Below are 20,022 nucleotides of genomic sequence, written 5' to 3'. Positions count from 1 at the left end.
GGGGAGACCACTTCGTGCGCGTTGCGGGGAGAAGTGGGGAGAATAAGTAAAAAGTAATCTCCTGACGACCGGCTACTGACTCCTGATAACTGACTCCTGATAACTGATAACTGACTAGCGGACTCCTAAAAACTTATGGGTTTGGAGACTGAGGCGCCATTGGGGATGCCGGAGAACATAATTAAAGACTAACTCTTTGCTTTCCACTGTATTCCATTCAGGTTGTAGATATTTAATCACCCCTTCCGATAACTTACTTTCCTGCATAGCTGCCCAGTCTAAATCCTCTGGATTAGCCACGACAATTTTTAACTCATTCACCTGTGCATAAATAGTAGGATCGGGCATTTTATAAGTTTTAGGAGAAAAAGTCACCCAATCGAAAACCCCAGTAAAAGGATGAGCGCCAGAAGTTTCTAAATGTACCCGTAAACCCTGATTTTTTAATTCCTCGGTCAAAGGATCAAGATTGTGCATCAAAGGTTCACCCCCGGTAATCACCACCATAGCGGGGTTAGCCCCTTTTGCCATCTCTACCAATTCCCGCAGGGATTGTTGGGGATAACGGTGGGCATTCCAAGACTCTTTTTGGTCGCACCAAGGACAATAGACATCGCAACCTCCCAAACGGAGGAAAAAAGCATTGCTTCCCGTCCAAAAGCCCTCGCCCTGCACGGAATGGAAAGTTTCGACCACAGGATAGGTACAATGGTTTATGCTAACCGTTTTCATAGAATTAGTATTATAGAAAATATGGACATTCCCCTGAACTTCGCCAAATACACCCAATGGTCTGGTATTGCCACGCTGGTTTTTTTGGTACTTACGATTATCGCTTTTCTCGTCGGTTGGGGAATCCGCTTTCGTCTCGTCGGTGTCACTAGCTTTATGGCCGTGTTGACGGTGGGGATTTTCGGTCTTGGGTTGGGACTGTTTACCCGGACAGAAATTCCGGGAGCGGTGAGATTCTCCCTTGTCTATGATAACGGAGCTAATCAAGCCGTTATCTCCCTGCCCAATACTGTTACTCCCGAGCAGGTGGAAGCAACCCTAAAACAAGCCGCTAGTGACTTGTTTTCCTCCGGTCGCGCCGGTGCTGGCGGTAATAATCAATTTATCATTAGCGCTCGCACTCTCGTTCATCCTCAGCCCGGTTTATCTGCTCCTTTGTACTTGGGACAGATTAAAAAATCCTTCTCCGCTCCGGGGGATAATACGCCCGAACTACAGCTTTTTCCCGAAAGTTTCGCTAAAATTAGCCAATAATCCTTGAGGTTGTCAAAAAATGTCCAATGCTGTCGCTGTTTTGCCCCTGTTGATCGCCCCCGCACAAGTGATTCGGGGTGACAATGCCCTAGAAGAATCCACCGGCAAGTTAGCGGATTTGGGTAAACGTCCCCTCGTGGTGGGCGGCGATCGCAATTTAGCTTTTTTGTCATCTCCCCTGAAAAATCTCACCCCCAGCTATCACAGTTACGCCCCCGATTGTTCGGAAAATTCCCTAGCATATTTAAAGGCATCTGTCAAGAGTCATGAGGCAGATTTTATCATCGGTGTGGGTGGCGGCAAGGCCCTCGATACGGCCAAATTACTCGCCCATCAGTGCCATTTGCCGATCGCTACGATTCCCACCTCCGCCGCTACCTGTGCCGCCTGGACAGCCCTATCTAACGTTTATTCCGATGCGGGGGCGTTTCTTTACGATCTGTCCCTAGCCCGTTGTCCGGATTTATTAATTCTCGATTACGGTATTATCCAAACTGCCCCGAAAAGAACCTTAATCGCCGGTATTGGCGATGCGATCGCTAAATGGTACGAAGCTTCCGTCAGTAGCGGTCATTGCACAGAAACCCTGATCATTGCCGCTGTCCAACAGGCCCGGGTTTTGCGGGATATTCTTTTCCAAAAATCCCCGGCAGCCCTGGAAAATATCGGCGGGGAGGACTGGAAACAGGTGGTGGATGCCACCGTTTTATTAGCCGGAGTAATTGGTGGTTTGGGGGGCGCTAATTGTCGTACCGTGGCCGCCCATGCAATTCATAATGGTTTAACCCATATTCCCGCTTGCCATCATGCCCTGCACGGGGAAAAAGTCGCCTACGGAATTCTCGCCCAATTGCGTCTAGAGGAAATAGTTTTGGGTAATCAATTAGCAGTATCGGCCCGGGGGCAACTAATCCAGTTTTATGAACAAATTGGTTTACCGAAATCCCTAGAGGATTTAGGATTAAGAGATGTTTCCCTGGCCCAATTGCGCCACGCGGCCGCAATTGCCTGTCAGCCTAATTCGGACATTCATCGTCTGCCTTTTACGGTTTCCCCCGAACAAGTCATGGCGGCCATGGTTTCCACTACCACTGCCGATACAATCGGGCAGAAAGTTAAAGCTAATTAAGGGCAATATTTTCGGGATTTATTAATAAAATGCCCGTTATCAGTCGGAGGAAATTAAATGAATTTGCCGAAAGGTATCCCGAAACAAAATCAGCATTAAAAGAATGGTATCAAAAAATAAAGACAGGACAATTTCAGTCCATAGCAGAATTAAGAACTATTTTCCCCAGTGCTGACAAAGTAGGAAAAATGACTGTCTTTAACATAGGCGGAAATAAGATTAGACTCATAGCAGCGATTCATTACATCGACAAAAAATTTATAGCGCTTCCTAAGCTAGTGAGGTACATCTATTTTCTTCCCTTTTGCCTTTTGCCTCTTGCCTTTTGCCTAAAACCCATAACTTTTGTACCTCAGCAGACTGAAAAACGCTATATATTCGAGAAGTTTTAACTCATGCTGAATAGGACAAAAACAAATGGAAGGAGTAAAAAAATGCCGACGATAGATCTAGAGAAAACACGGCAAGCCTGGACAAACTTAAAGCCAATACTCTTTATACCCCGTAGCGAATCAGAATATGAACAATTAGTAATTATGTTAGATAATTTGATAGATGAAATAGGAGAAAATGAAAATCATCCTCTTGCTTCTTTAATGGAAATTTTGGGAATATTAATAGAAAATTATGAACAGGAAAATGTTCCCGAATTATAAATGGTAGGGGTGGTGCATTCCCAAATATTGGTTAACCTTGAAATTGTCATGTTTTCAGGGAACACACCCTAGCGATGCGCGCGCACTTTCCGCACAATTCCTATTTCTCTTCTGCCTAGAGTCCTATCTTGTTCGGGTGTTGGGTAAAATCGGTAGCGATAGGCTTTCTCCATGGCTCAGGTTTTAGCATACACCGTGTAAATGCGCTAGTATTGAAACTAAAGCCGTCCTAAAAAGACGGGGTTTGGGAATCAATTTTTCGATGACGACAATAATCGACGAGTTAAGGCAACAATGGCAAGATCGCCTCTCTCAAACAGAGGATTCCTTAACCGATCGCCAAAGGGATACCATTATCAATTGGTTACTCGGTGAAGATAGCCAACGTTGGGAAACTTTGGACCAGAGAGATTTAGAAATCGCTAAACGGGGATTAGTCTATCTTTGGCAAATTCTGCGGCAACGCTATCTGAAAGTTAATCCCACCCGCGCCTATCGTAACCTGATCGATCGTCTCGGTGCTTGTGTCACTCTCCGGCAACAAATTCGCACTTGGGTTTCCTTAAGTCGCGATCGTCAGCAAGCGGTGGCCGATGTCTTGCAAGAAATTATTCAAGAAATGTTAAATAGCGATCGCTATCTGCAATCCCAGTTAGCATGGATCGCTCGTTGTACCAATGATCAAGCTACTCGTGATCAGCTGCTGTTAGCCACCCTGGAGGAATACGCTCTGCGTCCGATCCGCAATCAACCCCTGTTAGCCTATCGTTTTGTTAATTATCTCCGTCGTCAATCGAGAAGCGGTATCACTAATGTGCCTCGGCAAGAAATGATCCGGATTCTCTCCGATGAAATTAGTGGCGATGAGGGGGAAACTAGCTTAAGTTTACTGGATCAAAATGCGATCGCTACCTACGAAGATCAACGCACTTGTCAAGAAGCGCAAATTCAACGGGCAAAAGTTCAAGAGAGTTTTGCTAAGTATTTAGAGGAAAATGTTAGTCCGGAGGCGGTGACTTGGTTTAACCTCTATCTAGGGGGCCAAAGCCAAGATGCGATCGCCAAAGCGATGAATATTCCCATCCAACAGATCTATCGTCTCCGGGAAAAAGTTGGCTATCATGCGATTAAGGTTTTTGCCCTCAAGGAAGAGAGAGAATTAATCGCTGAATGGTTAGAAATCAGCCCGCAAGAGCATAATTTTGGCTTAACTCTGAGTCAATGGCAAAGTTTCTATGCCGGGCTTTCTCCCACGGGTAAAAGCGTTATCGATGGCTTAAAAGCGGGTAAAACCCTTGAGGAAATCGCCGGCGAATTAAACTGTAAACGCACGCAAGTGGTCAGAGAATGGACGCAACTTTATCTAAGCGCCCAAAGTCTTAGGACAAAAACCTAATCAGGAGTCAGGAGATAGGAGTCAGTATTCAGGAGTCAGGAGACAGCTTTTTTCCCCCATCTCCCCAATTCCTAATTCATAATTCATAATTCCTAATTCATAATTACCATCCCCTTTTTGATTTTTGACTTCAAGAAATATGTGGATTATTAGCAAAAAAGTCGGGGTATTTACCCATTATTTAACCTCTACGGGTACATTTACACCCAGCATGGACAAAGCCAGTAAATTTTCTGCTCGGGAAATGGCGGATATTATGGCTAAAAAATATGGGGGAATAGTCGAGGCAATGAGATAATTATGACTATTGGTATTTGGATTTTAGGGGATCAATTATGGACAGGACAAGCGGCCTTAGCTAATCGTCAAGCCTATTCACAGGAAACACCAGTTATTTTAATTGAATCCCACAATCATATTCGACAAAGACCCTATCATCAGCAAAAATTAGTTTTAATCTGGTCGGCGATGCGTCATTTTGCCGAAGAATTAAAAACTTTAGAATGGTCTGTCACCTACGAAATTGCTGAAGATTTTGAACCGATTTTGTCTGCTTGGATTAAAAGATTAGGTATTAAAGAATTACAGATAATGATGCCTAATGATTTGCCTTTTCTTAGATTAATTAAAAATCTCAATTTAGACTGTGCTATAACCCTAATTGATAATAATCACTTTCTCTGGACAAGGACAGATTTTAATAATTGGGCTAAATCTCGTAAAAGACTATTACTAGAGGATTTCTATCGAGAAAGTCGCAAAAAATGGCAGATTTTAATCGAGGATAATCAACCCATAGGAGGACAATGGAACTTTGATAAACAAAACCGTAAACCGCCCAAAGATGGCTTAAAAACTGCTGCTCCTCTTTGGTTTGAACCCGATGAAATTACCCTTCAAGTTATCGCTGATGTGGAAGCTTTAGATATTCCTAAATATGGAAACATTAAACCTTTTTGCTGGGCAGTAAACCGCCGACAAGCTTTACAAGTATTAGAGCATTTTATTACTAATTGTCTGCCCAACTTTGGACCGTACCAAGATGCGATGATAACGGGAGAAGAAACCCTCTGGCATTCCCTATTATCTCCCTATCTGAATCTAGGATTACTAACGCCTTTGGAAGTGATTCAAGGGGCAGAAATTGCCTATAAAAAAGATAATTTAGCCCTAAATAGCATCGAAGGATTTATCCGTCAGGTGTTGGGATGGCGGGAATATATGCAAGGGATTTATCATTATCTGGGAGAAGATTACGCTAATCTCAATTGGTTTGAGCATCAACAACCCCTACCAGCTTTCTTTTGGGATAGTAATCAAACCGAGATGAATTGCCTCAAACAAGTATTATCACAGGTGGAAAATACTGGTTATGCTCATCATATTCAAAGATTAATGATTTTGAGCAATTTTGCCTTAATTTTTGGTTGCTCTCCCCAAGAGATTGAAAACTGGTTTCATAGTGTTTTTATCGATGCCTACGATTGGGTAATGCAGACTAATGTACTGGGAATGGGACAATTTGCCGATGGGGGAATTCTCGCCTCCAAACCCTACGCCGCCTCGGCCAACTATATTGATAAAATGAGTGATTATTGTCGGGGTTGTCTGTATAAAAAAAATCAACGAGTCGGGGATTTAGCCTGTCCTTTTAACTTTCTTTACTGGGATTTTTTGGCACGACATCGAGAAAAATTAAAGTCTCAAGGTCGAGTTAATATGATTTTAGGTCATCTCGATCGAATGTCGGCAGCTGAACTTAATCAAATGCGCTGCCAGTCCAACCAATTAAGAGCTATCAGCAGTCAGGAGTCAGGAGTCAGGAGTCAGGAGTCAGGAGTCAGTAGTCAATAGTCGGGAGATTATAGCGTTTTTCACACCTGTGTGGTACATTTAAACTTTTGCTGATTAAGCTTTTCAACATCGATAATGTACCTCTTGCAAACAGGAAACGCTATATCTTTATTTATTCTCCCTTCTCCCCACTTCATAATTCATAATTCATAATTCATAATTCCCATCTCCCCACTTCCCCAAACCCCAAACCCAGTATGATAATTGCTATATGAGTAAATCAAAGGAAAAAAACCGGATTGCCTATCAGGAATTTGGAAATGAAAGCAATTCTCAAGCTTTTGAGCGTTCCATTCCTGAATTACCCCCAAATCAGCAGAATTTGCGAGTACAAACCTCCCGATCTGGTCGGGCGGGAAAAACCGTTACCATAGTTACAGGTTTTCAATGCCAAACCGAAACTCTGACGAAATTATTAAAACAGTTAAAAACTGCTTGCGGGACGGGTGGTACAGTTAAAGAAAATGCCATTGAGATCCAAGGAGATCATCGCCAAAAAATTCTACAAATTCTCATTGAATCGGGTTACAAAGCCAAAATTAGCGGAGGATAGCTTAAAATCATGATTCCCTCTTGGTTGCTTATCGGTGTCGTGGGATTTTTGGTAGCGTTAGCTGGGGGATTACTCAATTCTCGCGATGTACGTTGGTTTGCGCGTTTGCGTCGTCCCGATTGGTTAACCTTTGAAGGATTAATCCCTCTTATCTGGACAATTATCTATATTTGTGGGGCAATTTCTGCTTATTTAGTCTGGGAAGCTCAACCGGCTAATCGCTGGTTTTTGATGGCTTTTTATCTGTTGGTGGAATTGACTATTACTGCCTATACTCCCGTCACCTGTAAACTACGCAGTCTCAAAGCGGGAACGATTATCGGAGGTACGGGTTTTTTCTTGGGTTGTCTTCTGGTGCTATTGGTTTTCCCTGTTTCTTCTTGGGCGGGCATCCTACTCTTACCCTACCTGATTTGGAGTCCGATCGGTACCTATGTGACTTGGGAAATGAGTCATCTCAATCCTCGGGATGTATAGACAGATAAAGTGGGGTGGGTTAAAAATTAACCCATCCCACAGACATTATTGCCATCTACCAACTTTACAAATCTAGACTGTTTTTTGCGCTCCAACTCGCTCTACCTTTACCTTGGCAGGACTGGAGCAATCAAGGAAGTTAGGAACCTCCTGACGACAGTGAGGACAATACCAGTAGGCACGACTAGCCACAAGGTGACGAAGGGTAATTCCCGAACATATAGGGCAGCTGTGCATGGATTGTTAGACGAATTTTAAACGTTTTTTAAAATTGTCCTACCTCCTGAAATAATCCTAAACAAAATCGCCGCTCTTTAAATCTATCTTTAGGTAGAAACCAGGTATTTCTTTCGGTACATTTCCCAGAAAATACCTAAGAATGAGGACGGAAAAGATGGGAATGTTGCGGGTGATAAAGTTGCGATCGAGTTCCTGTAATCTGGTTTAAAGCGGGACTAATTAGATAAAGGGTAGTTCTAGTTAAATTTTCCCGATGGGTTAATTGGGCCATCTCTGACAGGGGGACAACCCAGATTTTTTCGTCGGGCCAACCGAGACGGAAACAAACGGCCACCTGTTGCTCTGGCCCGTAGTATTGTAGGAGTTTTTCCTGGGCTTTGTCAACGTGACGGGCGGCTAAATATAGGCATAAACTGGCTTTATGGGCGGCTAAAGAGGCTAATTCTTCACTTTCTGGCATGGGAGAGGCTTTTCCTTCCACCCGGGTTAGAATAATTGTCTGGACTAATTCCGGAATCGTTAATTCTAGGGCCAATTTGGCCGCTAATCCTTGGAAGGCACTAATTCCGGGGATTAGCTGAAAGGGGATATCTGCTGCTGTCAAAAGCTCAATTTGTTCTTGGATGGCACTATAGAGACTTAAATCCCCCGATTGCAGTCGCACCACCGCTAAACCCCGACGCACGCGATCGATCATTAAAGGGATAATTTCCTCTAGGGTGATGCTACTGGTGGGAATTAACTCGGCATCTTGACGAGTATCCTCAAGAATCTGTTGGGGGACGAGGGAATCAGCAAAGAGGATGACATCGGCTTTTTGGAGAATTTTATAGGCTTTTACCGTCAATAATTCCGGATCTCCGGGTCCTGCACCAATAAAGTAAACGGCCGGGGAGAGCGCAGAGGAGTCCATTAAAGTCATACTAAATCCTGTTTACAAGGGGTGTGGGATGTGGGATGTGGGGAAGTGGGGTGTGGGGTGTGGGGAAGTGGGGAAGTGGGGAAATTTCAACTAAAACCCCAAAACCCTAAAACCCCAAAACCCAACCCCGATCATTAACCTGAACATTTGTATTTAATTACGGTGAAACTGACTATACAATATTAATGATAAAGCACGGTCAGCATTGACAATGATTAGCGATCAGTCCCTCCCCCCCCAAAATATTGAAGCGGAAGAATCTATCTTAGGTGGCATTTTACTAGATCCAAAAGCTTTAGGTAGAATCAGTGATTTTTTAATTCCAGAAGCTTTCTATGTGAAAACCCATCAAGATATTTATCGTGCGGCACTTGCTTTACAAGGGAAGGGAAAACCGACGGATTTAATGACGGTTAGCAGTTGGTTACAAGATAACTATCTGCTGGAAGAAATCGGGGGAATGCCGCGATTGTTACAATTAATTGAGCGCACTGTTTCGGCTGCCAACATTGATCGCTATGCTGAATTAGTGATGGATAAATATATGCGTCGTCAGTTAATTTCCACCGGGGGAGAAATTATCGAATTAGCCAGAGATACGACGCTAGAATTAGAAAATGTTTTCGATGAATCGGAACAAAAGATTTTTCGTCTCACCCAAAAACGACCCCAGGAGGGTTTAATTTTTCTGGGGGATACTTTAATTGAAACTTTTAACGAAATTGAGAAAATGCAGGAGACGACCACTCTACCCGGTATCGAAACTCAATTTTATGATCTCGATGCGATGACCAGTGGTTTACAACCCTCGGATTTAGTTATTATCGCGGGTAGGCCTTCCATGGGAAAAACTTCTTTTGCTCTTAATATTGCCTATAATATCGCTCAACAGAATTTACCTGTAGCTATCTTTAGTTTGGAGATGTCCAAGGAACAATTAGCCCAACGTTTGTTATCGAATGAGGCTAAAATCGAAAGTAATCGGATTCGCTCGGGCCGTTTGGGACAAAATGATTTAGAGAAGGTTCTTGGGGGACTAGAAAAGTTATTAAATTTGCCCATGTATATCGATGATAGTGCCAATTTAAGTGTGCTTCAAATGCGTTCCCAAGTGCGGCGTTTACAGGCGGAAAAAAAGGGACAAATGGGCTTAGTTTTAATCGATTATCTGCAATTAATGGAAGGTGGAGGTGATAATCGCGTTCAGGAAATTTCTAAAATTACCCGCAGTCTTAAGGGTTTAGCGAGAGAAATTCATGCTCCGGTAATTGCTCTTTCTCAGTTAAGTCGCGCTGTGGAATCTCGCAATAATAAAAGACCGATGATGTCCGATTTACGCGAGTCGGGATCGATCGAACAGGATGCGGATTTAATTATGATGTTATACCGAGATGAATATTATAACCCGGATAGTCCCGATCGAGGTGTGGCCGAAGTAATTATTACTAAACACCGTAACGGTCCCACCGGCACAATTAAGCTACTTTTTCAACCGGAATTTACCAAGTTTCTTAATCTTAAACAAAGTCGCTCTAATTATTAAAATGCAAGCAAATATTAATTATACAAAGACCAATTGGCTCTTAATACTTTTGGTAATTATCCTAACTCTCGGTGTGGTTTTTCGTTTGGCAAATATCGATAAAAAAATCTATTGGCATGATGAATCCTACACCACGATTAGAACCACTGGTTATCAAGCAAAGGAAATCGCCGATACTATCTTTAAAAATCGTCTTTTATCTACCACAGAATTAGGAAAATTTCAACAACTGAAACCCGAAAGTAATGTTTTTGATACAATAAAATCTCTCGCTAAAGAAGACCCTCAGCACCCACCTTTATACTTTATGATCTCTCGCTATTGGGAAAAAATATTCGGTTTTTCTCCCGTTTCTTCCCGCAGTTTAGCGATTTTTTTTAGTCTTCTCTCCCTGCCATTTATTTACTATCTATCCCTAGAATTATTTGCATCAAAATTAACGGCAATTTTAGCAGTAATTTTATTGGCACTTTCTCCAGTTGATATAATATTTGCTCAAATGTCTCGTCAGTATAGTCTTTTAGTTTTGTTAACGATAATCAGTCAATTAATGCTGTTAAAATGTCTCAAAAAAAGAACTCTTGTTAATTGGTCTTTATACACCTTCTCTAATACTCTCGGACTCTACACCCATCTCTTTTTTATTCTCAACTTATTTGCTCAAGCAGTCTTGATAATTTGGTATCTTGTTATGAAACCAGAGCGAAAAAATAACTTGATATTTTTCCTGTTATCTGGGTTAACAATGATAATTTTATATATACCCTGGTTACAGGTTTTTTTAACTAACTCTCAAAGGGCCTTTAACTCCACCAGTTGGGCTGCCGTTAACTATCTCGATTGGGGATTGTTTGGTAAATTATGGCTCTTAACTTTTACTTCTCCATTTAGCGATAGCGATTTTGGTTTTAATAACATCTTCACCTATATATATAGACTAATTTTTTTAATCTTAACTATCTATGCTTTTGAGCGAGTTTATCGCTACAATAACCCGATAGCTTTTACTTTTCTGATTACCTCAACCCTAGTACCTTTCCTAGCTTTAGTCATTCCCGATCTAATTTTGACCACCACTAGATCAACTGTCACCCGTTATCTAATTGCGTCCTTTCCTACTATCTATATAACTGTGGCTTTTTTCTTATCACAATTGCTTAATCAAGGTAGAATTTTCGGTAAAATTATCTTGATTTTTTTGTTAACTGCTAGTATAATATCAAACTTTAATAATGCTCTTTCCGAAACTACTTGGGCAAAAGTTCCTAGTTATTGGAATGGCGAAGTTGCCAGAAAAATCAATGCTGTACCCAATGCCATTATTATCAGCGACGAAGGTAATGACTGGACTAACTTAGGTGATTTGCTTTCCCTTAATTATCGTCTTAATTCTGATGTACAATACTTCCTGACTACCACTAACCCCGATACCGATAAGTTAAAAGAAGTCCTAGAAATTCCAGGGGTCAACTTATTTCTTTTTCGTCCTTCCAATCGGTTATTACTGGCCCTAGATCAATTCGATATTCGTCTTGATTATTTCTATCCTCAAGGTCAATTGTGGCGAGGGAAGAAATAGGCAAATATATATTCTGGGTCAATCTAGCCTGAAAGAGTTGAGCAAAGCTGTTATCATAACCAGTTAAAAGCGTTAATCTTCACCTTAAAGAAATGACTTTTCTAATTCCGACCAGCATTTGGCGGCAAATTCTTAAAAAGCTCCCTATACTACTATTCTTAGCATCTTTTCTCATAGTCCTATTCTTAGGCTATTTTTCTGCCGCTTTCTCTCAAAGTCGAGATCCTGATATCCGCGGTGTTTGGATTACCACCAACGATACTGCGATGCTGATGGACAGGGATAAACGACAACAGGCGATCGAGCAATTAGTTAATCTTAATTTTAATGCTATCTATCCCGTGGTTTGGAATTCCGGTTATGCTCTCTATCCTAGTGCGATCGCTCAACGGGAAGGAATACAGCCTTTTGTGCCTACGGGAGTGCAGGGACAAGATATCTTGGCAGAATTGGTGGAACAAACCCGTGGAAGGGGATTATTGGTCATTCCTTGGTTTGAATTCGGATTTATGGCCCCTCCCACCTCAGAATTAGCCTTAAAACATCAGGACTGGTTAACCCAAAAACGCGACGGAGGGACCACTTGGGTGGGGGCAGCCGGTGAGGTGGTGTGGTTGAATCCTTTCCGTCCCGAGGTGCAGAATTTTCTGCGGGAATTAGTCTTGGAAGTGGTGGGACAATACGATATTAACGGCATCCAATTCGACGATCATCTGAGTTTACCCAACGAATTCGGCTATGATCCCTATACTATCGCCCTTTATCAACAGGAAACGGAAAAAACACCTCCGGCTAACCCCCGGGATCCCGAATGGACAAAATGGCGGGCCGATAAAATCACTGCTTTTCTGGCTAATCTCAAAGAATCAATTGAGGCAATTAAACCGAATATACTGCTTTCGATCGCCCCTAATCCCTACGAATTCGCCTATAATGGTCATTTACAGGATTGGCTCGGTTGGGTGCGGCAAGGATTAGTCGATGAGTTAATCGTACAGGTTTATCGTCCCGATCTGCCCAGTTTTCTCAAGCAATTAGAGCGTCCCGAAATTCAGGAAACCCAGCAAACTATCCCCACTGGTGTGGGAGTTTTAACCGGTTTACGCAATCGACCGATTGCCCTACCCTTTATTGAAGAAAAGGTATTGGCTGCTCGTCAACGGGGTTTAGGGGTGATTTTCTTCTTCTATGAAAGTCTCTGGCAGCAAGCTTTGGAACCTCCAGAAACCAGAAAAGCGGCAATTCAAGCGATGTTTTCCCAACCCATCACTCCCCGTCTTCCCGTGCTGGAAAATATTCCCTTAGTTAGTACACCTGAACCTGTTGACCAGCCAGAACTAACCCCCACACCTCCCCCCTTAGCGCCGGACGGGATCGAAATTCCTGTAATTCCCCCTCCGGGTAGTTAATAGCAATTTTTGCCCATCAAAATTATACTAAATCCTGTTTAAAAGGTATAGGAGAGTGGCGGTTTTTTTTCAGTGTTGCCAAAGGCACGGCGTAGCCGTCCAGTAAACAGTAAACAGTGAAAGGCTGCCAGCTAAAAAGCTTGTCAATATTGCAGAGAAGCAGCATTTATTCAGAGTAATTCTTTCAGTCCTATGGTGATATAATTTTGATTTTGATTGGGATTTTTGATAAACCTAACGACGATTTTATCTCGTTCTTCTAATAGGGTTTCTAGGGTTAATAAATTTGATGTTGTAGATGGAGAGAGAATTTTATATAAGGTACTCTCGCTCGAATTATAGTCTGGCTCATTTTCTTTGGCAATCTCACTAATTTCGTTACGATTATAAAAAATGATTCCTCTGAAATGCACAAATATTTCTGTATCTTGATAGTTTTTCTGGGGATTAGCATGATTATTGAGAGTCAGAAGCATATAGATTCTATTCATCCCGCTTTGAAATTTACCAGCAATCTGCTTTAATGTGCTTTCTTTGCCTTTTTTTGCCTGTAGGGATGCTTTGAGTTCAATTAAACAAATTTGCAGATGATAATTGAGAAATTTACCAGCATCATTGACTTTTCTCTGTAAAACTAATATAGCTTTTTCAGGGGTTTTGCCAGAAGCAGAGATACCGGGTAACTCTTTTTCTAAATTGATAACCCAGATTTTATCTACTTCTGTAGATATATTTTTGTCATTTTTAGACGATAACTGTAAGTGATTAATAACTACTTTCTTTAAATCGCTCTTATTTGTTTCTAGAATTTGAATATACTCATCCTGACTAAGGCAGATTTCTTCAATAAAACCCGATTTTTCTAAAGCTTGATGAAACTCTTGTCTAAGGGAAAATATTTCTTTTTTTGAGTTAGACTTACTCATTCTCTGCTAAATAGATATGATTGGTTAAAATTTCTCCAGATTTCTGCACAGAGTTGATAACTTCTGTAAAATTACGAAAATAAACACCATATTGACTGGTTCCATAATCAATAATTTTATCACCCGTGAAAAAGTAAACTCCTAAGTCTTCTTTAGCAATTGAAATTTCTGGATTTAAATTTTTTAATTGATTATCTTCAATAATTTTTGTGACATCAACATCATAACTTTTTAAGGTATGAAGATAAACATAATTGTTGAGAATATCGGTTAAAATCGGGCTATGGGTGGTGATCAAAACCCGATTATTATGCTCGGTGACAAATTGAACTAAAATATCCATTAAGCGAATTTGATTTTCGGGATGCAAATTAACTTCTGGTTCATCTATCATCAAAAAATTGTTTTTTTCCTTGGCCCAATATTTGAGATAAAGATACAAGATAGTCAACTGATTGACTGAAGATGAAGCTAGATACATAGGTAAATCTTTGCTTTCATCGAATTTAAAAGAAAATTGAATAGGTGCGATCAATTCTAGGCTAGAAATCGTGATTTCTCCTCCCATTAATCCGATCATTTTTTCAATCAGAGAATTATAAACTGAATTAATTTTTTTCTTGGTATTGAGAGAATAAAGCGACTCAATCACTTTATTCATTGGTTCTGTATAAGACCTTTTGGGTAATTGTTCCCGAAGACGTTTTAATTTATCTTCATTACTGTCACTATCATCATCAATATTTTCTATTAATTCTAAAAATAGACGGTTAGACTCAATTCTCTTATTTCTTTCTATCTCATAAATGTACTGGTAGAAAACAGGAAAAAAGCTACGACTAGCGGGGATAAAAAAAGTATCTTGTATCGGAGACAAAAGCACTCTTATTATTGACGGAATAATTACTGATTCCTTGTATGGGTTAAATCTCTCAAAAAAGTCTCTGGGTATTTGATCAAATACTTTCTCAGGTATATTAAGTTCTTTTATATTTATTGTTAGGCTACCTTTGCGCTTGCTAATCTGTAAATACTCCAGATCATTATTTCCTGCAACACGAACCGAAAAAGTTGGTTGAAATTCCGTCTCTTTAAATTCTTTAATATCCGCTTGAAAAATTAATTTATTGGAACCAATAATCGTTTCTTTAATACTAGCATCAAGATTGTAGGTATTAACAACTTCTTTTTCAATAAACTGGCTAAATTTATTGAGAATCTCATCGATTAATTCTTGATTGATCGTAATTTTTTTAATAGGTTTTTCAGAGTCAATTACTAAAGAATCAATTTGGGTATTTTCGGAAAACTTTCTAATATTGTCATGATTAAAAATTGTCCATAAAAGCTGAGAAACTAGGGTTTTGCCACTATTGTTGTAGCCAATAAAAGTATAAAACTTCTTGGTTAAATCTATTGCTTGATTATTATTTCTAATTGACCCCAAATTCTTGATCAGTAGTTCCATATTATTTTTACCAATCACACCGAGAGGATAACTAATTTTTTAAAGGTGGACAAAATGCCCACCCTTAACACTATTGTAAACTGCTAGTTAACTGACTTTTGGCCTTAGCTAAAGCTTCGCTTAACTTACTAGCATCCCGTCCCCCAGCTTGAGCTAAATTGGGACGACCACCACCACCACCAGCGCAGATTTTAGCGATTGCACCGATAAATTTACCCGCTTGTAAACCCTTATCTTTAATCACCCGGGGACTAAAAGCGGCCACTAAACTCACTTTATCAGCTGCGGGAGTCGAGGCCAAAACCACTGCCCCTTCCCCTAATTTTTGCTGTAGTCTTTCGGCTGCGGCCATCAAAGCATTGGCATCAATATCGCCCAAAGAAGCGACTAATAGCTTAAATTCGCCGATAGATTCAGCTTGAGATAGCAAAGCATCCGATTTAGTTAGTGCCAACTCCTGTTTAACCGCTTCTAACTGCTTTTGTGTCCCCTTTAACTCTGATTGTAGGGCCGTAATGCGATCAGGAATTTCCAGAGGTTTGACCTTAAAACGATCGCACAGATCCCGCACCACCTGATCCCGTTCATTCAGGTATGCTAACACGGCAGGGCCGGCCACCGCTTCGATGCGACGAATTCCCGCAGCGATTCCCGTCTCGGAGATGATTTTAAATAAACCGATCTCGGCGGTATTTTTAACGTGAGTTCCCCCGCATAATTCCATAGAAACGCTAGGAATATCAATAACTCGCACTTCTGAGCCGTATTTCTCGCCAAACATGGCAATAGCTCCCTTTTGCTTCGCTTCTTCCAATCCCATCACCGCTATCTCGGTGTCATGCGCTTCGGCAATCCAAGTGTTAATCTGTTCTTCCACCTGTTGCAATTCAGAGCTAGTCAGGGGACGAGGACAGTTAAAATCAAAACGGAGGCGCTCAAAACTGACGAGGGAACCTGCTTGGGAAATCCCCCCATCGACAAGCTTTTTCAGGGCCGATTGTAGCAGATGGGTCGCGGTATGATTAGCTTGAGCGCGACGACGACAGGAGCGATCGATCTGAGCATTAATTGTATCGCCGGTGGTGACGACTCCCCGCTCAATCCGGCCAAAATGGATAAAAATCCCCGATTCTTTCTGCACATCCTCCACGCGGATAAGCAGATTATCGCCAGTTAAATAACCCTTATCACCGATTTGTCCACCCGATTCGGCATAAAAAGGGGTTTTATCGAGAACTACCTGCACCTCAGTGCCTGCTGCGGCCGATTCCACCGTTTTACCGGCGACTAAAACCGCCGTTACTGTTGCGGTTGCTTGCAAATCCGTATAACCGAGAAATTCCGTCGGGTGAATATGTTCTGCCAGCTTATCTAAACTGCCCTGTACCGTCAAATCTATGGTTTCGTGGGCGGCTTTTGATCTTTGCTGCTGTTTTTTCATTTCCTCCTCGAAACCCGCCGTATCGACGCTTAAACCCTGCTCCTCGGCGATTTCTTGAGTGAGTTCGAGGGGGAAGCCATAGGTATCATAAAGGGTAAAGGCATCGACTCCCGAAATCTGGCTTTTTTCTTTTTCTAGAATCGATTCGAGCAGTTTCTCGCCTCTTTCTAGGGTTTCTAAAAATCTCGCTTCCTCTCGCTCTAATTCTGCCTTGATCACCCTTTCTCGTTCCCGAACATTGCCATAGACGGACTCGGAAAGAGCGATCGCCACTTCCGCCACTTTGGTGATAAATTGACCTTCAATACCGATCAAACGCCCGTGTCGTACTACTCTCCGAATCAGACGACGCAGGACGTAACCTCTGTCAGTATTCGATGCTGAGATACCATCCGCCACCATGTGTACTACTGAACGCACATGATCACCGATGACTTTTAGGGAAACTTTCGTTTTTTCGTCCGCTTTCTGGTAGTCTATCGCTGCTAACCGGGCCGCTTCAGCGACAATCGGGAAAATTAGGTCAGTTTCGTAGTTATTGGCGACTTTTTGCAGGATTTGCGCCATCCGTTCCAAACCCATCCCCGTATCGATGTTTTTATTCGCTAGGGGTGTCAGATTGCCATCCGCGTCGCGGTTATACTGCATGAAGACGAGGTTATAAAACTCGATAAAACGGCTATCATCCTCTAAATCGATGGTTTTATCCCCTAATTCCGGGTGAAAATCGTAGTAAATTTCCGAACAGGGACCACAGGGACCCGTGGGACCCGATACCCAAAAGTTATCCGCTTCGCCCATTTTTTGGATACGATGGGCAGGAATACCGATTTTATCGCGCCAGATAGCGAAAGCTTCCTCATCCTCTTTAAAGACACTAACGACTAATCTTTCGGGGGGAAGGTTAAAAACTTCTGTGGACAATTCCCAGGCCCAGGCGATCGCTTGTTCTTTAAAATAATCACCAAAGCTAAAATTGCCCAACATCTCAAAAAAAGTATGATGTCTGGCAGTTCGGCCGACATTTTCGATATCGTTGGTGCGAATACATTTTTGAGAAGTGGTAGCGCGGGGAAATTCTGGGGTCTTTTGCCCTAAGAAAATCGGTTTAAAAGGGAGCATTCCCGCAATAGTCAGCAAAACGGTGGGGTCTTCTGGGACTAGAGAGGCACTAGGGAGAATTTTATGGTTTCTGGCCGCAAAAAAGTCTAAAAATCGCTGGCGAATCTCGCTTCCGCTTAGGTGGTTACTCATAGAGGATGTCAGTTAGTCAGAAAATGCCTATTTTATCCATTGTGGCATTTTTGCGTTTTAACTCTCCACCTTTACTCTCGCGCCGCTTGTCGGACTTGTTCTAAGTCTAAATCCAAAGCTTGAGCGATTTGTTCCACACTTAAACCCAAAGCAAGCAAACGGGGAATAGATTCCAGTTTAGCCTCTAGTTTTCCTCGCTCTAGTCCTCGCTCTAGTCCTCGCTCTAGTCCTTGTTCTAGTCCTTGTTCGAGTCCCTCCTGTTTAGTTGCTTCCTTCCATTCCTGATAGGTTTGAGATAAGGTCATAAACACCTCTCTATCTTCAGTTTCTAGGATGTTATTTATTTCCATACTAACCCGCCAACTAATTAATAATTCCAGGACATTTTCCCGGAAAGCATTACCTTGAGGTAATTCTAACAATTCTCGCACCGCTTGGTTTTGAGTTTTTCCCCTTCCTAATAATCTTAACCAGAGAGTCTCAGCAGTCACAGGCAATTGATTAATAGCGATAATTGCCGTGCGATAAAGCGCGGGAAGAAAATAGACTCCTTCTGGCCAATCCTGGTCTAATTTTGCCCCAATACTCTCTAAAAGAGTCAGACTAGCGGAAGGGGATAAAATCCACAAACGAGGGGCATTGTCTTCATTGTAACTCTGATTTTCCCGTTTAGCTTGTCTTTGCAGTTCGGCTAAAATCGTCAAAAGTTTCGCTAAACAATTGCGAATCTCGCTCCGATTGGGAGGATTGCGATAGGGTTCAATTAAGACAGTATTAAGGACAATTCTGCCTAATAATCCCAGATAATCGGGTTTTGGTTCGGGATTGGGGGAAAAAAATAAATCTATCTGTCGGGTTTCGTCGCTGACTTCTTTGCTGATTTCGACGATTCCCAAGGGAGAAAGTAATTGTTCAAGGTAGTTTTTGGCAAATTGGTCATGGGGTTTCATGGAGTTTCTTGAATAGCTTGTCGGACTTGTTCTAAGTCTAAATCCAAAGCTTGAGCGATTTGTTCCACACTTAAACCCAAAGCAAGCAAACGGGGAATAGATTCCAGTTTTCCTTCCTGTCGTCCTTCCTGTCGTCCTTCCTGTTTAGTTGCTTCCTTCCATTCCTGATAGGTTTGAGATAAGGTCATAAACACCTCTCTATCTTCAGTTTCTAGGATGTTATTTATTTCCATAGTAACCCGCCAACTAATTAATAATTCCAGGACATTTTCCCGAAAAGCATTACCTTGAGGTAATTCTAACAATTCTCGCACCGCTTGGTTTTGAGTTTTTCCCCTTCCTAATAATCTTAACCAGAGAGTCTCAGCAGTCACAGGCAATTGATTAATAGCGATAATTGCCGTGCGATAAAGCGCGGGAAGAAAATAGACTCCTTCTGGCCAATCTGGGTCTAATTCTGCCCCAATACTCTCTAAAAGAGTCAGACTAGCGGAAGGGGATAAAATCCATAAACGAGGGGAATTGTCTTCATTGTAACTCTGATTTTCCCGTTTAGCTTGTCTTTGCAGTTCGGCCAAAATCGTCAAAAGTTTCGCTAAACAATTACGAATCTCGCTCCGGTTGGGAGGATTGCGATAGGGTTCAATTAAGACAGTATTAAGGACAATTCTGCCTAATAATCCCAGATAATCGGGGTTGGGTTCGGGATTGGGGGAAAAAAATAAATCTATCTGTCGAGTTTCGTCGCTGACTTCTTTGCTGATTTCGACGATTCCCAGGGGAGAAAGTAATTGTTCAAGGTAGTTTTTGGCAAATTGGTCATGGGGTTTCATGGACTGAGCAGTTAATCGATAATTCTCAATTGTATAGCTATTAAAAAAGTGGGTTTAAATAACCCACTTCTCAGGTGATGATTAGTAGTTTTTGGAATCTGAATTTTCAAATTGTGCCAGAAACTA

Annotated in this window: 20 protein-coding genes and 1 pseudogene; 12 read left to right on the top strand and 9 right to left on the bottom strand. The window is 41.8% G+C overall.

Annotated elements, in window-relative coordinates; all coding sequences use genetic code 11:
- Positions 1 to 114: 114 nt before the first annotated feature.
- Positions 115 to 732, bottom strand: coding sequence for a 7-carboxy-7-deazaguanine synthase QueE (locus N0824_RS05385; protein WP_108935993.1), 618 nt, complete (start codon positions 730 to 732; stop codon positions 115 to 117).
- Here N0824_RS05385 and N0824_RS05380 point away from each other — a divergent pair.
- From N0824_RS05380 to N0824_RS05365, 4 genes are read left to right on the top strand one after another with little or no spacing between them, the layout of a single operon-like run.
- Positions 709 to 1,266, top strand: a complete 558-nt coding sequence (locus N0824_RS05380) for a Ycf51 family protein (protein ID WP_002781770.1) — start codon at positions 709 to 711, stop codon at positions 1,264 to 1,266. The genes N0824_RS05385 and N0824_RS05380 overlap by 24 nt on opposite strands.
- 19 nt (positions 1,267 to 1,285) lie before the next feature.
- Positions 1,286 to 2,395 carry an iron-containing alcohol dehydrogenase family protein gene (locus N0824_RS05375; RefSeq protein WP_012265683.1) on the top strand — a complete coding sequence of 370 codons (1,110 nt, stop codon included), beginning with the start codon at positions 1,286 to 1,288 and terminating at the stop codon, positions 2,393 to 2,395.
- A gap of 29 nt (positions 2,396 to 2,424) precedes the next feature.
- A complete protein-coding gene (locus N0824_RS21225) occupies positions 2,425 to 2,787 on the top strand; it encodes a type II toxin-antitoxin system HigB family toxin (RefSeq protein ID WP_233256361.1) in 363 nt (120 codons plus the stop codon).
- Between the two features lie 42 nt (positions 2,788 to 2,829).
- A complete protein-coding gene (locus N0824_RS05365) occupies positions 2,830 to 3,051 on the top strand; it encodes a hypothetical protein (RefSeq protein ID WP_002799107.1) in 222 nt (73 codons plus the stop codon).
- A gap of 83 nt (positions 3,052 to 3,134) precedes the next feature.
- Here N0824_RS05365 and N0824_RS05360 read toward each other — a convergent pair.
- Positions 3,135 to 3,224: pseudogene (locus N0824_RS05360) on the bottom strand (helix-turn-helix domain-containing protein); the annotation flags it as partial.
- Between the two features lie 89 nt (positions 3,225 to 3,313).
- Between N0824_RS05360 and N0824_RS05355 the strand changes: the two are divergent.
- The 5 genes from N0824_RS05355 to N0824_RS05340 all read left to right on the top strand — a co-directional run bounded on the left by N0824_RS05355 (position 3,314) and on the right by N0824_RS05340 (position 7,331).
- Positions 3,314 to 4,447, top strand: a complete 1,134-nt coding sequence (locus N0824_RS05355) for a HetZ-related protein 2 (RefSeq protein WP_108935992.1) — start codon at positions 3,314 to 3,316, stop codon at positions 4,445 to 4,447.
- Positions 4,448 to 4,586: 139 nt separating this feature from the next.
- Positions 4,587 to 4,745 (top strand): hypothetical protein, encoded by a 159-nt coding sequence (locus tag N0824_RS20900; protein WP_008206835.1) that lies wholly within the window; start codon positions 4,587 to 4,589, stop codon positions 4,743 to 4,745.
- A gap of 2 nt (positions 4,746 to 4,747) precedes the next feature.
- Positions 4,748 to 6,301, top strand: a complete 1,554-nt coding sequence (locus N0824_RS05350) for a cryptochrome/photolyase family protein (protein ID WP_108935991.1) — start codon at positions 4,748 to 4,750, stop codon at positions 6,299 to 6,301.
- 211 nt (positions 6,302 to 6,512) lie between these two features.
- A complete protein-coding gene (locus N0824_RS05345; protein ID WP_108935990.1) occupies positions 6,513 to 6,854 on the top strand; it encodes a translation initiation factor in 342 nt (113 codons plus the stop codon).
- A 9-nt stretch (positions 6,855 to 6,863) separates the two neighbouring features.
- Entirely contained in the window at positions 6,864 to 7,331 is a 468-nt protein-coding gene (locus N0824_RS05340) for a TspO/MBR family protein (RefSeq protein ID WP_043997989.1), read from the top strand.
- Positions 7,332 to 7,403: 72 nt separating this feature from the next.
- Here N0824_RS05340 and N0824_RS20895 read toward each other — a convergent pair whose 3' ends face one another.
- The gene (locus N0824_RS20895) at positions 7,404 to 7,568 is read right to left on the bottom strand and encodes a hypothetical protein (protein ID WP_199224880.1); all 165 of its coding nucleotides are present in this window, start codon (positions 7,566 to 7,568) and stop codon (positions 7,404 to 7,406) included.
- A gap of 136 nt (positions 7,569 to 7,704) precedes the next feature.
- The gene (gene cobM / locus N0824_RS05335; protein ID WP_108935989.1) at positions 7,705 to 8,493 is read right to left on the bottom strand and encodes a precorrin-4 C(11)-methyltransferase; all 789 of its coding nucleotides are present in this window, start codon (positions 8,491 to 8,493) and stop codon (positions 7,705 to 7,707) included.
- A gap of 211 nt (positions 8,494 to 8,704) precedes the next feature.
- Between cobM and dnaB the strand changes: the two genes are divergently transcribed.
- From dnaB to N0824_RS05320, 3 genes are all read left to right on the top strand, one after another.
- Complete coding sequence (gene dnaB, locus N0824_RS05330; RefSeq protein WP_108935988.1) at positions 8,705 to 10,036, top strand: replicative DNA helicase; 1,332 nt, start codon at positions 8,705 to 8,707, stop codon at positions 10,034 to 10,036.
- Between the two features lies 1 nt (position 10,037).
- Positions 10,038 to 11,615 carry a glycosyltransferase family 39 protein gene (locus N0824_RS05325; RefSeq protein WP_108935987.1) on the top strand — a complete coding sequence of 526 codons (1,578 nt, stop codon included), beginning with the start codon at positions 10,038 to 10,040 and terminating at the stop codon, positions 11,613 to 11,615.
- 92 nt (positions 11,616 to 11,707) lie between these two features.
- Entirely contained in the window at positions 11,708 to 13,024 is a 1,317-nt protein-coding gene (locus N0824_RS05320; protein WP_108935986.1) for a family 10 glycosylhydrolase, read from the top strand.
- Positions 13,025 to 13,194: 170 nt separating this feature from the next.
- Here N0824_RS05320 and N0824_RS05315 read toward each other — a convergent pair whose 3' ends face one another.
- The 5 genes from N0824_RS05315 to N0824_RS05295 all read right to left on the bottom strand — a co-directional run bounded on the left by N0824_RS05315 (position 13,195) and on the right by N0824_RS05295 (position 19,896).
- Positions 13,195 to 13,950 (bottom strand): hypothetical protein, encoded by a 756-nt coding sequence (locus N0824_RS05315; RefSeq protein ID WP_108935985.1) that lies wholly within the window; start codon positions 13,948 to 13,950, stop codon positions 13,195 to 13,197.
- Positions 13,943 to 15,418, bottom strand: a complete 1,476-nt coding sequence (locus tag N0824_RS05310; RefSeq protein ID WP_108935984.1) for an AAA family ATPase — start codon at positions 15,416 to 15,418, stop codon at positions 13,943 to 13,945. Before N0824_RS05310 ends, N0824_RS05315 begins: the two co-directional genes overlap by 8 nt.
- 70 nt (positions 15,419 to 15,488) lie before the next feature.
- On the bottom strand, positions 15,489 to 18,113 hold the full coding sequence (gene alaS / locus N0824_RS05305; protein ID WP_108935983.1) for an alanine--tRNA ligase: 2,625 nt from the start codon (positions 18,111 to 18,113) through the stop codon (positions 15,489 to 15,491).
- Positions 18,114 to 18,184: 71 nt separating this feature from the next.
- Entirely contained in the window at positions 18,185 to 19,063 is an 879-nt protein-coding gene (locus N0824_RS05300; RefSeq protein ID WP_108935982.1) for a flagellar assembly protein H, read from the bottom strand.
- On the bottom strand, positions 19,060 to 19,896 hold the full coding sequence (locus N0824_RS05295) for an Rpn family recombination-promoting nuclease/putative transposase (protein WP_108935981.1): 837 nt from the start codon (positions 19,894 to 19,896) through the stop codon (positions 19,060 to 19,062). The genes N0824_RS05300 and N0824_RS05295 overlap by 4 nt, the downstream gene beginning before the upstream one ends.
- Between the last annotated feature and the right edge of the window lie 126 nt (positions 19,897 to 20,022).

Source organism: Microcystis sp. 0824 (genome assembly GCF_003112475.1).
In the GTDB taxonomy this organism is placed as follows: Bacteria; Cyanobacteriota; Cyanobacteriia; order Cyanobacteriales; family Microcystaceae; genus Microcystis; species Microcystis aeruginosa_C.
This window is presented reverse-complemented; position numbering and strand designations above follow the sequence as displayed.

Bases quoted from the DNA above. Each gene is read 5' to 3' on its own strand.
- N0824_RS05380 (WP_002781770.1), top strand. From the start codon at position 709: ATGGTTTATGCTAACCGTTTTCATAGAATTAGTATTATAGAAAATATG.
- N0824_RS05385 (WP_108935993.1), bottom strand. From the start codon at position 732: ATGAAAACGGTTAGCATAAACCATTGTACCTATCCTGTGGTCGAAACT.
- N0824_RS05375 (WP_012265683.1), top strand. From the start codon at position 1,286: ATGTCCAATGCTGTCGCTGTTTTGCCCCTGTTGATCGCCCCCGCACAA.
- N0824_RS21225 (WP_233256361.1), top strand. From the start codon at position 2,425: ATGCCCGTTATCAGTCGGAGGAAATTAAATGAATTTGCCGAAAGGTAT.
- N0824_RS05365 (WP_002799107.1), top strand. From the start codon at position 2,830: ATGCCGACGATAGATCTAGAGAAAACACGGCAAGCCTGGACAAACTTA.
- N0824_RS05355 (WP_108935992.1), top strand. From the start codon at position 3,314: ATGACGACAATAATCGACGAGTTAAGGCAACAATGGCAAGATCGCCTC.
- N0824_RS20900 (WP_008206835.1), top strand. From the start codon at position 4,587: ATGTGGATTATTAGCAAAAAAGTCGGGGTATTTACCCATTATTTAACC.
- N0824_RS05350 (WP_108935991.1), top strand. From the start codon at position 4,748: ATGACTATTGGTATTTGGATTTTAGGGGATCAATTATGGACAGGACAA.
- N0824_RS05345 (WP_108935990.1), top strand. From the start codon at position 6,513: ATGAGTAAATCAAAGGAAAAAAACCGGATTGCCTATCAGGAATTTGGA.
- N0824_RS05340 (WP_043997989.1), top strand. From the start codon at position 6,864: ATGATTCCCTCTTGGTTGCTTATCGGTGTCGTGGGATTTTTGGTAGCG.
- N0824_RS20895 (WP_199224880.1), bottom strand. From the start codon at position 7,568: ATGCACAGCTGCCCTATATGTTCGGGAATTACCCTTCGTCACCTTGTG.
- cobM (WP_108935989.1), bottom strand. From the start codon at position 8,493: ATGACTTTAATGGACTCCTCTGCGCTCTCCCCGGCCGTTTACTTTATT.
- dnaB (WP_108935988.1), top strand. From the start codon at position 8,705: ATGATTAGCGATCAGTCCCTCCCCCCCCAAAATATTGAAGCGGAAGAA.
- N0824_RS05325 (WP_108935987.1), top strand. From the start codon at position 10,038: ATGCAAGCAAATATTAATTATACAAAGACCAATTGGCTCTTAATACTT.
- N0824_RS05320 (WP_108935986.1), top strand. From the start codon at position 11,708: ATGACTTTTCTAATTCCGACCAGCATTTGGCGGCAAATTCTTAAAAAG.
- N0824_RS05315 (WP_108935985.1), bottom strand. From the start codon at position 13,950: ATGAGTAAGTCTAACTCAAAAAAAGAAATATTTTCCCTTAGACAAGAG.
- N0824_RS05310 (WP_108935984.1), bottom strand. From the start codon at position 15,418: ATGGAACTACTGATCAAGAATTTGGGGTCAATTAGAAATAATAATCAA.
- alaS (WP_108935983.1), bottom strand. From the start codon at position 18,113: ATGAGTAACCACCTAAGCGGAAGCGAGATTCGCCAGCGATTTTTAGAC.
- N0824_RS05300 (WP_108935982.1), bottom strand. From the start codon at position 19,063: ATGAAACCCCATGACCAATTTGCCAAAAACTACCTTGAACAATTACTT.
- N0824_RS05295 (WP_108935981.1), bottom strand. From the start codon at position 19,896: ATGAAACCCCATGACCAATTTGCCAAAAACTACCTTGAACAATTACTT.